15 protein-coding genes are annotated in these 14,740 nt (G+C 69.1%); 6 read left to right on the top strand and 9 right to left on the bottom strand.

Annotation, left to right across the window (positions count from 1 at the left end; genetic code table 11):
- Nucleotides 1–89: 89 nt before the first annotated feature.
- From AC4BG9_RS16050 to AC4BG9_RS16025, 6 genes are all read right to left on the bottom strand, one after another.
- On the bottom strand, nucleotides 90–1,220 hold the full coding sequence (locus tag AC4BG9_RS16050; protein WP_489966416.1) for a thiolase family protein: 1,131 nt from the start codon (nucleotides 1,218–1,220) through the stop codon (nucleotides 90–92).
- 84 nt (nucleotides 1,221–1,304) lie between these two features.
- On the bottom strand, nucleotides 1,305–2,060 hold the full coding sequence (locus AC4BG9_RS16045) for an SDR family NAD(P)-dependent oxidoreductase (RefSeq protein ID WP_490572124.1): 756 nt from the start codon (nucleotides 2,058–2,060) through the stop codon (nucleotides 1,305–1,307).
- Between the two features lie 105 nt (nucleotides 2,061–2,165).
- Entirely contained in the window at nucleotides 2,166–2,960 is a 795-nt protein-coding gene (locus AC4BG9_RS16040; RefSeq protein ID WP_490572123.1) for a crotonase/enoyl-CoA hydratase family protein, read from the bottom strand.
- Between the two features lie 42 nt (nucleotides 2,961–3,002).
- Complete coding sequence (locus AC4BG9_RS16035) at nucleotides 3,003–3,806, bottom strand: amidohydrolase family protein (protein WP_490572122.1); 804 nt, start codon at nucleotides 3,804–3,806, stop codon at nucleotides 3,003–3,005.
- Nucleotides 3,803–4,954, bottom strand: a complete 1,152-nt coding sequence (locus AC4BG9_RS16030; protein ID WP_490572121.1) for an acyl-CoA dehydrogenase family protein — start codon at nucleotides 4,952–4,954, stop codon at nucleotides 3,803–3,805. Before AC4BG9_RS16030 ends, AC4BG9_RS16035 begins: the two co-directional genes overlap by 4 nt.
- Complete coding sequence (locus AC4BG9_RS16025; protein WP_490572120.1) at nucleotides 4,954–6,357, bottom strand: aldehyde dehydrogenase family protein; 1,404 nt, start codon at nucleotides 6,355–6,357, stop codon at nucleotides 4,954–4,956. Before AC4BG9_RS16025 ends, AC4BG9_RS16030 begins: the two co-directional genes overlap by 1 nt.
- Before the next feature lie 232 nt (nucleotides 6,358–6,589).
- On the opposite strand from AC4BG9_RS16025, the gene AC4BG9_RS16020 reads away from it, so the two are divergent.
- The 3 genes from AC4BG9_RS16020 to AC4BG9_RS16010 are packed head-to-tail and all read left to right on the top strand — an operon-like array spanning nucleotide 6,590 to nucleotide 9,317.
- Entirely contained in the window at nucleotides 6,590–7,807 is a 1,218-nt protein-coding gene (locus tag AC4BG9_RS16020; RefSeq protein ID WP_490572119.1) for an acyl-CoA dehydrogenase family protein, read from the top strand.
- Nucleotides 7,808–7,810: 3 nt separating this feature from the next.
- Nucleotides 7,811–8,830: an acyl-CoA dehydrogenase family protein gene (locus AC4BG9_RS16015; protein ID WP_490572118.1), complete on the top strand. Its 1,020-nt coding sequence runs from the start codon at nucleotides 7,811–7,813 to the stop codon at nucleotides 8,828–8,830.
- Between the two features lie 52 nt (nucleotides 8,831–8,882).
- A complete protein-coding gene (locus tag AC4BG9_RS16010; protein WP_490572117.1) occupies nucleotides 8,883–9,317 on the top strand; it encodes a universal stress protein in 435 nt (144 codons plus the stop codon).
- Nucleotides 9,318–9,570: 253 nt separating this feature from the next.
- Here AC4BG9_RS16010 and AC4BG9_RS16005 read toward each other — a convergent pair whose 3' ends face one another.
- The 3 genes from AC4BG9_RS16005 to AC4BG9_RS15995 form a co-directional block, all read right to left on the bottom strand.
- Nucleotides 9,571–10,323, bottom strand: a complete 753-nt coding sequence (locus AC4BG9_RS16005; protein WP_490572116.1) for a DinB family protein — start codon at nucleotides 10,321–10,323, stop codon at nucleotides 9,571–9,573.
- 385 nt (nucleotides 10,324–10,708) lie between these two features.
- Nucleotides 10,709–11,017, bottom strand: a complete 309-nt coding sequence (locus AC4BG9_RS16000) for a putative quinol monooxygenase (RefSeq protein WP_490572115.1) — start codon at nucleotides 11,015–11,017, stop codon at nucleotides 10,709–10,711.
- Between the two features lie 122 nt (nucleotides 11,018–11,139).
- The gene (locus tag AC4BG9_RS15995) at nucleotides 11,140–12,327 is read right to left on the bottom strand and encodes an IS110 family RNA-guided transposase (protein ID WP_490572114.1); all 1,188 of its coding nucleotides are present in this window, start codon (nucleotides 12,325–12,327) and stop codon (nucleotides 11,140–11,142) included.
- Nucleotides 12,328–12,611: 284 nt separating this feature from the next.
- Here AC4BG9_RS15995 and AC4BG9_RS15990 point away from each other — a divergent pair, with 284 nt between their 5' ends.
- From AC4BG9_RS15990 to AC4BG9_RS15980, 3 genes are all read left to right on the top strand, one after another.
- Nucleotides 12,612–13,022 (top strand): hypothetical protein, encoded by a 411-nt coding sequence (locus AC4BG9_RS15990; RefSeq protein ID WP_490572113.1) that lies wholly within the window; start codon nucleotides 12,612–12,614, stop codon nucleotides 13,020–13,022.
- A 93-nt stretch (nucleotides 13,023–13,115) separates the two neighbouring features.
- On the top strand, nucleotides 13,116–14,048 hold the full coding sequence (locus tag AC4BG9_RS15985; RefSeq protein WP_490572112.1) for a GNAT family N-acetyltransferase: 933 nt from the start codon (nucleotides 13,116–13,118) through the stop codon (nucleotides 14,046–14,048).
- A gap of 112 nt (nucleotides 14,049–14,160) precedes the next feature.
- On the top strand, nucleotides 14,161–14,667 hold the full coding sequence (locus tag AC4BG9_RS15980) for a hypothetical protein (protein WP_490572111.1): 507 nt from the start codon (nucleotides 14,161–14,163) through the stop codon (nucleotides 14,665–14,667).
- Nucleotides 14,668–14,740 lie beyond the last annotated feature (73 nt).

Below are 14,740 nucleotides of genomic sequence, written 5' to 3'. Positions count from 1 at the left end.
GTTTCTCCTGATCTGTGAGCCCGGCGCCGAGGGCCGGGAGACCGACCCTCCCGCGAGGGTCGGAGTGCGGACGAGTCGAGCGGGGGTGGTCAGAGGAGCTCGAGGATGGTGGCGTTCGCCAGTCCCCCGGCCTCGCACATGGTCTGCAGGCCGTAGCGGATCCCGTTGTCACGCATGTGGTGGACCAACCGGGTCATCAAGATCGCCCCGGACCCACCCAGCGGGTGACCCACCGCGATCGCCCCACCCAGCGGGTTGAGCCGCTCCTGCTCGGCCCCGGTCTCCACCAACCACGACAACGGCACCGGCGCGAACGCCTCGTTGACCTCGAACGCCCCGATCTCCTCGATCGAGAGCCCCGACCTCTTCAACGCCAGCTCCGTGGCCCGGATCGGACCGGTCAACATGATCACCGGGTCATCACCGGCCACCACCGAGGTGTGGATCCGCGCGATCGGCGTCAACCCGTGGGCCCGCGCGACCTCCGAGGAGGTCACCAGCACCGCCCCGGCCCCGTCGGAGATCTGCGAGGCGTTGCCCGCCGAGATCACCCCGTCGGCCTTGAACGGCGTGGCCAGCGACGCCAGCTTCTCCACCGTGCCACCACGACGGATCCCCTCATCGGCCACCAGCCCACCGGTCGGCACCAGCTGCGAGGCGAACGCCCCCGCATCGGTGGCCGCCGCCGCCAGCTCGTGCGAACGCAGCGAGTACTCATCCAGGAACGTGCGCGAGAAACCCCACCGCTCCGCGATCATCTCCGCCCCCACACCCTGGTTGAAACCCTGGACGCCGTAGGCCTCCAGCACGTGGTCAGGGACGGGCTGGCCGCCCTGGGCGGCGCTGCCCATGGGCACCCGGCTCATCGACTCCACACCACCGGCGACCGCGAAGTCGTAATGACCAGCGATCACCCCCGCCGCAGCGAAGCTCACCGCCTGCTGGCTCGACCCGCACGCCCGGTTCACCGACGTCCCCGGCACACTCTCCGGCCACCCCGCCGCCATCACCGCGTTCCGCCCGATGTTGCTCGCCTGCTCCGAGACCTGAGAGACACACCCCCAGACCACGTCATCGACCATCCCCGCATCCAGCCCGGTGCGCTCCACCAAAGCCTTCAGCACCACCGCCGACAGGTCAGCAGGATGAAACCCCGCCAACGCCCCGTTGCGCTTGCCGATCGGTGTCCGAACAGCATCGACGATGACCGCGTCCCTCATGTGCAACTCCCGCAAAAATCGATTGTTGTTGACCAACTACTAATTACTAGTCATGCAACCACACTTCTGCATGGTGCGCAAGGGTCACTGCTTGGCGGTCTCGCCCCCGTCGATCACGTAGACGGCTCCGGAGACGAACTTCGAGACCGGCGAGGACAGGTAGCAGACCAGCCCACCGATCTCGTCGGGCTCGGCCATGCGCCTGGCGGGGATCTTGCGGACCCGCTTGGCGAGGACGTCGGGGTTGCCGGTCACGTAGGCCTGCGCCTCGGTGGCGAAGGCACCCGGCGCGATGGCATTCACCTGGATGTCGTGGCGGGCCCATTCGGCCGCCAGAGCCTTCGTCATCTGGATCGCGGCACCCTTGGAGGCCGAGTAGGCCGCGAGGGTCGCCTTGCCGAGGATGCCCGAGGTCGAGACGACGTTGATGATCCGACCCCCCTCCCCCGCCTTGACGAAGTGCCGGCCCGCCGCCTGGGAGAGCACGGCGATCGAGGCCACGTTGACCTCCATGACCTCGTCGAAGAGGGCCATGTCCATCTCGAGGAAGTCCGCGGCGGGCGCGATGCCCGCGTTGTTCACCACGACGTCGAGGCGTCCGAGTCGCTCGACCGCGACGTCGGCCAGGGCCGCGACCTGCGCACGGTCGCGCATGTCGCACACGTGGGCATGGATGGTCCCGGGGAACTCCTCCGTGGCGAGCTCCTCGAGGCTGGCCTCCGTCCGGGCGACCGCCAGGACGTTCGCGCCTTCCGCGGCCAGGGCCCGTGCGGCGGCCCGTCCCAGTCCCTTGCTCGCGCCGGTCACGATGACTCCGCGCCCGTTCAGCTGCATGTCCATGCTGTCTACCTCGCCAAGATCAGCGGCGCCGAGCGACGCCGGATGTGCGTCCGGTCGGTCGACCGGACGGGGGGTGGGCTACCGCCCGGAAAGTGCCAGGGCCGTTCAGGCGCCGGTCCAGACGGGGGCGCGCTTCTCGGTGAAGGCCAGCGCCCCTTCCTTCGCGTCCGAGGACTCCCGCACGGGAGTGGTCAGCTCGCTCTGGCGCTCGAACGCCTCGTGGGCCGGCCACGAGGGGCTGTCCTGGAGGATCTGCTTGGTGGCCGCGACGGCCAGGGGGCCACATGCGGCCACCTCCGCCGCGAGCTCCAGGGCGGCCGGGATCGCGCCACCTGGCTCGACCACCTTGTTGATGAGGCCCAACCGGTGCGCCTCCGACGCGGAGATCTGCTTGCCGGTCAGCGCCAGCTCCATGGCCAGGTGGTAGGGCAGTCGCCCGGGCAGCCGCAGCAGCCCGCCGCCGTTGGCGACGAGGCCACGCTTGACCTCGGGAAGAGCGAAGAAGGTGTTCTCGGAGGCGACGATCATGTCGCAGGCGAGCACGAGCTCGAAGCCGCCCGCCACGGCCGGACCGTCCACGGCGGCGATGATCGGCTTGCGCGGCGGACCCTGCACCAAGCCGGCGAAGCCACGCCCGGGGGTGATCGGACGCTCGCCGCGCAGGAACGCCTTGAGGTCCATGCCCGCGCAGAACGTCGGTCCGTTCGCAGCAAGCACCCCGACCATCAGGTCCCGACGGTCGTCCAGCTCGGTGACCGCCTGGTCCACCGCCGTGGCCATCTCGAGGTTGACGGCGTTGCGCGCGCCGGGCCGGTTGAGGGTGATCGTGCGGACACCGTTCTCGTCCGTGACGAGCACCGGCTGCTCGTCGGTCTGGGGCAGGGCTTCAGAGGTTGTCATCGATGTGCTCCGTACGGTGGTGGTCAAGGGTGCGGTCGCGGCTCAGGCGGTCGCGGCGGCGTCGATCCCGAGGAGCCGGGCGAGGTTCCCGCCGAGGATCGCGCTCTCCTCCTCGGCGCTCAGCCCGAGAGCTCGGATCGCGGCGATCTCGGTCGCCGGGTCGGTCATCGGCCAGTCGGAGCCGAACACGACGCGGTCGGCACCGTGGCGGCGGATGATGTCGACGACCCGGTCGGGCGCCAGGGTGCCCATGCTCGGCGGCCACGACGTCTCCAGGTGCACGTCGGCCCCGACGGACCACTGCTCCGCCTCGTCCAGCACCTGGTAGCCCCCGTAGTGCGCCGCGATCAGCCGCAGCCCCGGGATCGTGGCCATCATCGCGTGGAGGTGCTTGGGCGCACCCCGCTCGTTCTGCTCCGCGTCGCCGCCCGAGCCGACGTGGGCCAGGACCGGGATGTCGTTCTCAGCCAGCGCGCCGAGGATCTCGCGGGTGCGCTCGTCGGCGAAGGCGACGGCCTGGAAGAGGGGGTGCAGCTTGACCCCGACGACCCCGTTATCGCGGAGCGCCGCCAGGTTCTCCTCCACCGACAGGTCCGGGTGGACGGTGCCGAAGGGGATGAACCTCGTGCGGTCGACCTTCCCGATGAACTCGTTCGTACGCCCCACGGTGCGTCCCACGTTGGCCACGGCGAGCGTCAGCGCCATGTCGATGCCCGCGTTGTCGAGGGTGCGTCGCAGCCCGTCGAGCGTCCCGTCGTGGACCGGGTCGAGCCCGACCGGCCGGTCGGCCAGGACCTTGCGGGCGATCTCGTCCGGCCAGACGTGGCAGTGCGCGTCGATGATCATCCGCGGTGCCCCCTGACCAGCTGCTTGGAGAGTGCGTCGAGCAGGACCTCGGTCGCGCCCTCGTAGACGCGCATGGGTCGGGCGGCGCGGTAGAGGCGCTCGATGCGCGACCCGCGCACCAGGCCGAAGCGGCCCATGACCTGGACGCTGCGATCGACCACCCGTCCGGCGACCTCCGTCGCCCCGATCTTCGCCATCGAGGACAGGTGCAGGCTCCCCATCGGGTCCGCGGCGGCCGCCTGGGCCACCTGGTAGGTGAAGCTCCGCGCCATCTCGATCTCGGTCCACGACATCGCCAGCATCTGGGGCACGGGCCCCAGTCGCGCCAGCGGGGTGCCGAACTGCTCGCGCCCCGTGGTGTGCGTCAGCGCGTCGTCCAGGGCCGCCTGTGCGGTTCCCACTGCGGCGCCGGCGACGGAGACGCGGAACGTCGCGAGGGTGGCCAGCACCAGCCGGAAGCCCTTCCCCGGCTCGCCGATCCGGTGCGAGGCCGGGACCCGGACCTCGTCGAACCGGATGTCGCCCAGCACGTGGGGAGCCATGATCTGGTAAGGACGACTCGTCGTGACTCCCGGCGTGTCGGCGGGCACCAGGACGAGCGAGTAGCCCTCGTCGTCACCGGTCCGCTCCTTGCCCAGCACGCAGTAGAAGCTGGCGTCGCCGCCGTTGGTGATGAAGCTCTTCGTGCCGCTCACGACGAGCTCGTCGCCCTCGGCACGGATCGTGGTGCTGAGCGCCTTGAGGTCCGAGCCCACGTCCGGCTCGGTCAGCGCGAGGGCGGCGATCGCCTCCATGGCCGCCACCTTCGGCAGCCAGCGCTGCTTCAGCTCCTCGGAGCCTCCCACGGAGATCCCGTAGCTGCCGATCCCCTGCATCGCGAAGAGCGAGTCGAGGTGGCTGGAGGAGGCGGCAAGCTGCTCGCGCACGACCGTGACCGCCAGCGAGTCGGGGGCGGGGAAGCGGCCGCCGTACTCGGCCGGCACCTGGACAGCGGCCAGGCCGCTGGCTCTGAGGAGCTCCAGCACCTCCGCGTCGACCGAGTCGGACTCGTCGGCCCGCTCCGCGTGCCCCAGGCACTGCTCGGCCAGCGCACGGGCTCGGTCACGCAGCTCCTGGTGCTCAGCGCCCAGGACCGGGAACGCGGCCATCAGAGCCTCACCGCCACGAACTTGGTCTGTGTGTAGTGCTGCAGAGCCTCCACGCCCTTCTCCCTGCCGTATCCGCTGTTCTTGATGCCCCCGAAGGGGCCTTCCACCAGCCCGGTGAGCCAGTCGTTGACGAACACCTGGCCCGCCTCGAGCCGCGACGCCACCCGGTGCGCACGCGCCACGTCGCGCGTCCACACCCCGGCGGCCAAGCCGAAGTCCGAGTCGTTCGCGATTGCGACGGCGTCGTCCTCGGTGCCGAACCTCAGCACGGCGAGGACCGGACCGAAGATCTCCTCCCGCGCGATCGTCATCGTGTTGTCGACATCGGTGTAGACGGTCGGCTCGACGAGCCAGCCGTCCCCGGCCGCGGCGCCACCGGCCGCCAGGGTGGCGCCGTCGGCGCGCGCGACGTCGAAGTAGGAGCAGACCTTGTTGAACTGGTCCTCCGTGGTCATCTGGCCGTACGACTCCCCCGGGCGGATCTTGGCCACCTCCTGGAGCAGCAGACCGACGAACTCGTCGTGAATCTCCTCGGCCACGAGCAGCCTGGTCCCGGCGCTGCATACCTGGCCGGCGTTGGCGGTGAAGGCACGCACCGCGCCCGCGGCTGCGGCCGGGAGGTCGGCGTCCGCGAAGACGATGTTGGCCGACTTGCCGCCCAGCTCGAGGGTCAGCGGAAGGATGCGGTCCGCAGCCACCCGGCCGATCTCACGACCTGCTCGCACGGAACCGGTGAAGGCGACCTTGCGGATCTCCTGGTGCTCCACCAGGGGCTGGCCGACGGCCAGCCCGGTACCGGTGACGACGTTGAACACGCCTGCGGGGAGTCCGGCCTGGGAGGCGATGCGGGCGAGCTCGAGCGTCGTGGTCGAGGTGAACTCGGAGGGCTTGACCACCGCCACGTTGCCCGTCAGCAGGGCGGGCGCGACAGCCCGTGCGGCCTGCGCGAGCGGCGCGTTCCAAGGCGTGATGATGCCGATGACCCCGTACGGCTCGCGGGTCGCGTAGCCGTGCATGCCCGGTCCCAGGTCGATGACGTCACCGGAGGGGAGGTTCGACAGTCCGGCGTAGAAGTCGAAGTAGGCCGCGGAGCCCTCGACCTCGCGCAGAGCCTGGGCCAGGGGCTTCCCGGCCTCCGCCGCCTCCAGCTCTCCCAGCAGCTGGGCCTCGGCGCGCATGCCGTCCGCGATGGCCGTGAGGAGGCGCCCGCGGGCACCGGGCTTGACGGCGCGCCAGGCCTGGAACGCCGACGCGGCAGAAGCCACGGCCCTGCTGACGTCGTCCGGCGTCCCGTCCGCCACCTCCGCGATCAGCTCACCGCTCCCGGGTGAGGTGGAGGCGAGATGGCGACCGTCGACCGGCGCGACCTCCTCGCCGCCGATCCAGTGGCCGTATGTCTTCATGGAGCTACCTCTCACGCGGCGGACACTTCTGGGTGCATGACTCAAGCATGCGGAATAATCTTTTTTTGTCAACCAACAAAGATCCTCTTCCAATCGCCCGTGAGATCGGGTAGGACTATCGCAGCGGGGCTCGATGGGTGCTTGATCCTCGGACCGGCCGTAGTGGTGCTGCGGCCCGGAGCGAGTCGGAGAAGCGTGACCCACCCCTGCCCGCACACGAGAGAGGCGACTCATGGACTTTGACGACACACCCGACCAGGCAGCGCTGCGTGCCGAGGTGCGGGAGTTCCTGCGCCGCCACGCGGACGAGATCGCGCACGGCGACGGCGCCTACCTCGAGGAGCCCGGGACCGACCGCGTCGAGGAGCTGCGACGCACCCAGGCGATCCTCTTCGACGCGGGTCTGATCGGACTCACGTGGCCGCAGGCCTACGGCGGTCGGGGCGGGACCAACGCCCAGCAGGCCGTGGTGAACGAGGAGCTGCACCGAGCGCGGGTCGCCGGACCGATCGGGCACGTCGGGCTCGGCATGTGCGGGCCCACCGTCCTGCGCCACGGCAGCGAGGACCAGAAGCAGCGCTACATCCGCCGACTGCTGCGCGCCGACGACATCTGGTGCCAGCTGTTCAGCGAGCCCGGTGGCGGCAGCGACCTGGCGGCCCTGCGTACCAAGGCAGTGCGCCAGGACGACGGCTGGCACGTGACGGGGCAGAAGGTGTGGACCACCCTGGCCCAGCACAGCAGGTACGGCATCCTGCTGGCACGCACCGACCCCTCCGCCGCGAAGCACCGTGGACTGACGATGTTCGTCCTCGACATGCACTCCCCCGGCGTGACGGTCCGCCCGCTGCGACAGATGAACGGTCACGCGAGCTTCAACGAGGTCTTCCTCGACGACGTGGTGATCGACGACTCGGAGCGCCTGGGCGCCGTCGACGACGGGTGGCGTGTCGCCCTCACGACCCTGATGAACGAACGGATGGCCGTGGGAGGTGGCGGCGGCGAGATCGGCATCCGCAGTGACGCACTGGTCGCGCACGCCGCCCGTCGGTTGCCCGAGCTGGACGCGGACCGCCGTGCCGTGGCCACGCAGGCCCTGGGCCGGGTGCTCGTGGAGTCCCTGGCGGCGCGGTACTCCGGCTACCGCCTCCAGACGACGCTGGAGAAGGGCGGTCAGCCGGGCCCCGAGGCGAGCGCCGGCAAGCTGACGGCGGTGCGGGTCGCACACGCCACCGCGGATCTCGGCCAGCGGCTGCTCGGCGAGGACGCCGTCACCGCCCGCTCCCGGGACGGTGACTGGCGCTGGGCTACGTCGCAGGCATCCACGCCAGGCATCGCCCTGGCCGGCGGGACCGACGAGATCCTGCGCAACATCATCGGCGAGCGCGTGCTGGGACTCCCCTCTGATCGCCTGCCCGCCCCCACGAGCACCAACCCCGAAAGCAGGTAGACCGTGAACTTCGACATCGATGAGGAGCAGCGGTACTTCGCCGAGCACGCGGGCACCTTCTTCTCGGAGCAGGCGGGCCCCGAGCACGCCCGGACACTGCTCGACGAGCCCGGTGAGCCGACGCCCGGTCGCAAGATGCTCGCCGAGCTCGGATTCTCCTCGCTCACCATCCCCGAAGAGGCGGGAGGCGTCGGCGCCGAGCTGCTCAACATGGCCCTCGTGGCCGAGCAGGCGGGCCGGCATCTGGCAGGTCCCTCGCTCGCGACCGCCGCGCGGGTGGCGGTCCTGCTGCAGGACGACGTCGCCAGGCTGCGTGAGGTGTGTGACGGGACGATGACGCTGTCGGTCGTCGACGGACCCCCCGCAGACTCCCACCCGTCCCTCGACGCCCTCAGCGCCACGCACTTCCTCGCGCTGGACGGCGACGACCTGGTCCTCGGCGAAGGGCGGGTCACTCCCTGCGAGCCGATTGACGCGACCCGGGGGCTCGGCTACGTCGAGCTGACCTCGTCCACCGTCCTGATGGCCGACGCCCGGGAGCGGTGGGAGCGTGCCAGGCAGGTCGCGTGCGTGGTGCTGGCCGCCGAGGGTCTCGGCGCGGCCGGACGGGTGGTCGAGCTCGGCATCGAGCACGCGAAGAACCGGGAGACGTTCGGACGCCAGATCGGCGCCTATCAGGCGGTCAAGCACCGGCTGGTCGACGACTGGGTCGCGGTGAACGAGCTTCGTTCGCTGGTCTGGTGGGCCGCGTGGTCGGCAGACCACGCCCCGGAGCAGCTCCCCATGGCGGCGTCGGCGGCGAAGGCGTACTGCGCCAGGACCTTCGAGACGGCCTGCGAGTCGCTCATCCACGTGCTCGGCGCGATCGGGTTCACCTGGGAGCACGATGCCCACCTCTACTGGCGGCGCGCCAAGGTCGACCGGCTCCTCCTGGGCGACGAGAGCGAACACTTCGCGACGGTGGCCCAGCTGAGCCTTGAAGCCTCCGTCGAAGCCTCCGACGCACAACCGACCTTCGCGTAGGGCACGAGCCCGACACGCTCCGAGTACGGGACATCACCAACAGGGAGAGAATGTGAACACCACCATCATCACCGGTGTCGACGGCAGCGACACAGCCCTCGAGGCCGCGCGTCAAGCCGCACGTCTTGCGACCGCTCTACAGGCACGCCTCCACGTGCTGGCCGCCTACGGCAACGTGGAGAGCCGTCGCGTCCAGGCCGAGGCGGAGACCTTCGTGCTCAACCCGAAGGCCGACGCCCTTCAGTCCGCCGAGCAAGCGGCGGAGCAGCTCCGCGCCGAGTTCCCGGGTCTGGCCGTGGAGGCGTCTGCCGCCGAGGGAAAGCCGGCAGACGCGCTCGTCCACGCGGCGGAGCAGCTCGATGCGAACCTGATCGTCGTCGGAAACAAGAGGGTCCAGGGGCTGGCCCGCATCCTTGGCAGCATCGCGACGGACGTGGCTCACAAGTCTCCCTGCGACGTCTACATCGCCCACACGCACCAGCACTGACACTCGTCACCGGCCGCGGGCTCGGAGACGAGCGGGGCTGATGCACGTTCAGGTGACAGGTCAGTCGGTTAGGCCGCCTGTGTGGCCCCGGGTCGCTCAGGGACTGCAGGCAGGCGGCGATGCTTCAGAACATGGTGGCGAAGACCATCCCGACCAGGATCAGCACCGTGCTTCACTTCACCCAGAAGCACACGGGGCTTCGAACATATGGGAACCGGTGTGGGGGCGCCGGGCGCCCTCGGGTCTCGGACTTCTATCCGCCGGCCTCGAGCCGGGCGAGGTCGCGCACCGCGTACCGGTGGTGCTCGACCTCTTCCTTGAGCACGACGCTGAGGCAGCGGCGTACGACGTAGTCCTTGTCCGGGTAGGGGTCGGCCGGCTTGCGACCACATACCCGGTCGAGCTCGGCCTCGGTGAGCCCGTCCACGGCTCGCCGCATCGTGGCCATGCGGGCCAGCCGCGGCCCGAGCACCTCGTCGAGTGTCGGGGTGGCATCGAGGGTGAGCCCGAGCTTGGCAGCCGCCTCGGGCGGCATTCCGCCTTGCGGAAGGCCCAACGGGTGGTACGGCGCGTCCTCCTCGAGCACGGCGTTGCCGATCCAGGCATCGCTGGCCATCAGCAGATGCCGCTGCGTCTCGACGAACGACCACTCGCCGTCGACCCGTTCGTGCAGCTTCGCCTCGGGTAGGCGACAGGCGCGGTCGAGCGTCTCCCCCCATTGCCTCTCGATGGCATCCCACGCGGCCCGGTATTCGGCGGCGGACGTGGCCTGGGCCAGCACCCGATTGGGATGCAGCCGGTCGAGCTCGGCCTCGACGTAGGCGGTCACGTCGACGTCGTTGACAACGACACGCTCAAAGCCGCCACCGAGGGAGACGTTGCCCCCATAGCAGTCCACGATCTTCAGGCCGGTGACGTCGCAATCGCGAATCTCGAGGCCGGAGAGGTCGCACAGGTGGATGCGGGCACCACGGAACTGGTCACTCTGGGTGTACTCAGTAGGCACCCGGACAGTTTCCCGCATCCGTCCCGCCCGCGCCAGTGACTGCAAGCCTGGCCATGATCTCCGGCTCGGCGGGATCAAAGCCTTCGCCTGCACATCGGCGGAGATACCGGCCTGAACCTCTGTCACTGTGTCAACCGGTTCACGACGGCATCAGCCAGCCTCTCTACTGGGCGGGTGTCAACTGTGCGGATCCGGAATCGGTCACGTAGCACGGCATGTGACCCTCGCTTATCGCCGTGGTCGGCACACTTGCTGGAGGGTGCCTTGCATTCGCCTGCCAGGCACAACTGGCGCGGACGCGACATATCCACGATGCGATGCGTCATTGCGCCGCGAGTCGGGCGCCGTCCCCCGTGTCTGATCGGCCGCGAGGTCGCTCGACCCGCTACGCCGACTTGTTCCACACAGGGGTGAGCGCAGTGACCTGCGGAGGGCCGGACAACAGCGACTCGACATCCTGCAAGTACGCACGATAGGCGTCGGTCTCGAGGAACCGCTGCGACGACTCAGCGCTGTCGTACACCTGGAAGGCGCTGATCGCATCAGGATCGGCGTTGTCGAAGCAGTAGAAGTATGCGAGGTGACTGTGGTTGCCCGCCACGGCGGGCGCCATGTGTGCCTCCCAGACTCTACGCACGTCCTCCCTCTTCCCGGGCAACGTCTTGTGTCGAATGATCAGAGCAAGTTGAGTCATGCAGCGATCGTGGCAGCACCCGCCGACATGCCATGGCCATGCTGACGCGCGGACCTTCGTGGTCTTCCCTGTATGCGTCTTTCCGCCGCGAGCCGGCCGCACGGATCTGGCACCCCTCTGTGTCAAGACGCAGCAGGGAGTGGGGTTCTAGGGTGTTGTCTGGCGGGTCCGGGAAGTGACTTGTCCGAAGAGCTGGTGTGGGGATGTGAGCCGGCCGCGCTGGAGTCAGAGTCGTTTCCCCGTTGTCCTCCCGGGCCCGTCTTCGTCGGCTCGGTGGTGCGGACGGCGTCGTTGAGCATGGTCTGGAAGACGATGTCGGACAGTCGGCGCTTCACGCACCGCATGGCTTCCATCGGTGCCTTTCCGTCGGCCTTCTTGCGGTCGTAGTAGGCCCTGCCCTCGGTGGGGTTGCGGAGCTGGACGCGGGCCATGGTGTGCAGAACCCGGTTGATCTGCCGGTTGCCCTTGCGCGACAGCCGGTGCCGGACCTGGTCACCGGAGGAGGCGTCCAGGGGTGCGGTGCCGTTCCAGGACGCGAAGTGCGCCTTGTTCGGAAACCGGGTGATGTCGCCGACCTCGACCAGCAGCCGGGCGGCACCGGTGGGTCCGATGCCGTGCAGATCCAACAAGCTGGTCCCGGTCGCGGTGACCATCTCGGTGAGCTCCTTGTTCGCTTCCTTCTTCCGGGCGTAGATCCGCTCGAGATCCGCGACCAGCTCGGCGGCCACCCGGCGGCGGGTCTTCCCGACGACGTCGCGCGGTCGGACCTTGGCCAAGAGCGCCTTGGCCTGGGCCGCGGACAAGTCGCGCTTGGCGCCACCGGGGATGAGCTCGAGCAGCAGCTGGTGCAGCTGGGAGGTCTTGCGGGTGTGCTCCTCACCCAGCGAGCGACGCCGGTCGACCAACAGCCGCAGCACCTCGAGCTGTTCGTTGGTGACCACGGGCCGCAGCCCGCTCATGCGGGTGCCGACCAGGGCCACGGAGTGCGCGTCGGTGGCGTCGGTCTTGCGGCCCTGTCCGGTGGCGAACACCCGGGCTCGGGCCGACAGCTTCGGTGGGACATCGACGACCTCTTCGCCGTCGGCCAGAAGCCGGACCGCGATGTGCTTGCCGATCCCGGCACACCCTTCGATGGCCCAGACCCGGTCCGGCCACTGGCCGGCATAGCGCCGCATCTCGGCGTACCCGTCACTGTCCGTGGCGAACCGGCCAGCTCCGACGATGGTCTCGTCGGCGGTCATCACCTCGATCGTCGCTGAGCGCTTGTGCGGGTCCATCCCGATGACGACCCGGCCTGTAGTTGTGTTCACGCTGTTCCCCTCCGATGCTCGAACCACCATTGGTTGTCGAGCCGGGAGGGCAACGCTGCTTCGAGCCGCACACACCCCTCTTGAGCCTCTCCCTGCTCTGGCGACGCCCGGGCTACGCAGGCCAAATGAGAGCCACACGACCAGCATGGGCAGCCGAAATGAGAGCGACAGCCCGGGCGCCTGGACCGAGCCTCGCCAGGCGCCGGTCCTGGGTCAATGGAACAAGCAGCCGATGAGCGGACGTGTGCGAGACCTCTATCTATTGAGGCAGTAGCCTCCGGGACATGGGATTCTTCGGGACATTCGTCTACGCCGACGGTGTGTGGAGCCAGGACAACGGGGCGCCGCCAGCGGGGACGTCACTGCGTGTCGAGATTCACGACAGCGACTTCGCTCGGATCGACTACCGGCCCGCTGAGACCGGCCTGGGCCGGTTCTACCTTGGCCATGAACCCGCCATCTTTTTCGAGGACCCAACGGCTAGCGAGCCGGTTGACACTCAGGCAGAAGCCACAGGCTTCAGCGCCTGGGTGAAGCATGTCGGCGGATCGCCTATCGCACCCGAGTTGATCATGCCGCTGCTGGCCGATCCCGGCGGGGCAGACCCTGAGGACGACTTTGCCGAAGAAACCGTCGTGAAGTTGCTCGGCCTGGCAAGCCTGCCCATCCCCGAGTCCCTCCAGCAGCCGGGCTGAACGCGCGCGGATCTGCCGCAACCCGCGCATCCGCTCATGCCGATGAGCGGTAAAGGGGTTGCTTTGGTTGGGGTGGCCAGGGAAGGTCGGGCGATGCGAATCGTCCAGCCCTCGGCCGCGCAGCTGGCCTCCGGGGCGGCACTGAGCCTTCCTGCCGAGACCGGCCCCTCGGCCAGCGAGGTAGTAGCAGAGATCGAGGCGGGCCGTATCCGGCCCGAGTGGTCCGTCCTGGCGATCGACGAGTCTGGCGCGGTCATCGGGCGAGCGATGTGGTGGGGCCGGGACACGACCGTGCCGATCGCGTTGGACGTGTGGGACGTTCACGCGCAGGTGCCCGACCGCGGCAGCCTGGCCAGGGCTCTTCTCAATGCGGGACACGAGGCCTTGTCGAGTCAAGGGGTGGCGGTCCCGCTGCCACACACGATCCGACTGCCGAACGATTGGCGCGAGGATGCAAGCCTCGTCGCCGAGGTGGACCTGAAGTCTCGTGCCGCTGCTGCAGCGGGCCTGGCGAGGGTCAACGAGCGACTCCAGTTCCAGTGGGACGCAGATCGACCGTTGCCGCCCGCACTCGGCTCGCTCGTATTCGTGCCAGCCGACGACGAGACCTTTGTGCGGCTGTTCGCCGCCGCTGCGGTGGGCTCGCTGGACGTCACGACCCGCCGCGAGCTCGAGTCCAGCAGCCCCGACGAGGTAGCCCGTGCCGAGATCGATTACTACCGAGCCTGCCCCGGGGAACGATCGTGGTGGCACACGGCCGCCACACCTGATCGCACCGTCGTGGGCGTCGCCATCCCGTCAGCGACCCCGACGAACCGCAACGTGGGGTACCTCGCTGTGCTCCCTGAGCACCGAGGTCGGGGGTACGTCGACGAGATCCTCGCGTTCATCACCCGCTTCCACGCCGAGCAGGGCACCCCTCGCATCACCGCAACCACGGATGCCGCCAACACGCCCATGGCTGCGGCCTTCCGCCGCGCAGGCTACCGCTGCACCGAGACGCGCATCGATCTTGAGGCCGCCTGAAGCAGCATCATGCCCGTACATGCCGCGTTGAGGGCAGCTACGCTCGCCCGGATCTGCCGCGATCCACGCTTCCCGCTCATGCCGATGAGCGTGCAGGTGCGAGACTGCGCGCATGCCGCGGCCGGTGACGTTCGTGAGCCACGACGTCGTTCACTTCCGGCCCTACGACACATGGGTGGATCTCAAGTGCTTCGCTGTCCAGCCCGAGGAGTCCGACCGCTCACTGCTCGCTCATCTGATCGAGCACGAGCAATACCACGACCACTACGCCGGACAGGACCCGACGGAGCAGTCGCATCACTCCCTTCACGGGCCCTACCGGTTGGATGCCATCCTCCCCGAGGTCTTCGAGCCGGTGACCTCCGAGGCGGCTAGTGCTCAACTCCGGGAATGGGTCGCGTCCTGGGTCGAGGAGGAGGACCGTCCCGATGTGGAGGCCACGATGAGTGCGGCAGTTCTGCCAAGACTCAGCGGCGACTCGATCTTCCGGCTACCTGACCTGCGCCAAAGAGCCGAGCACGACTGGGGTTGGGTCGTCGGGACCGCAGGCTTCCACGAGGTCGTACTCATTGAACGCGCCGCGTCGGTGCTCACCCTGCTCGTCGCTTCGGACGACTAGGTGTACCCGGCCATCAGGTTGGTAGCAGTCGGCTGATCGGTGGTTTGCCTCCGAGTGCGCTGTGGCGTCGTTC

Source organism: Nocardioides sp. Z40_12 (assembly GCF_058215795.1).
The sequence above is the reverse complement of the archived record's forward strand: the minus strand, read 5'-3'. Positions and strand labels throughout refer to the sequence as shown.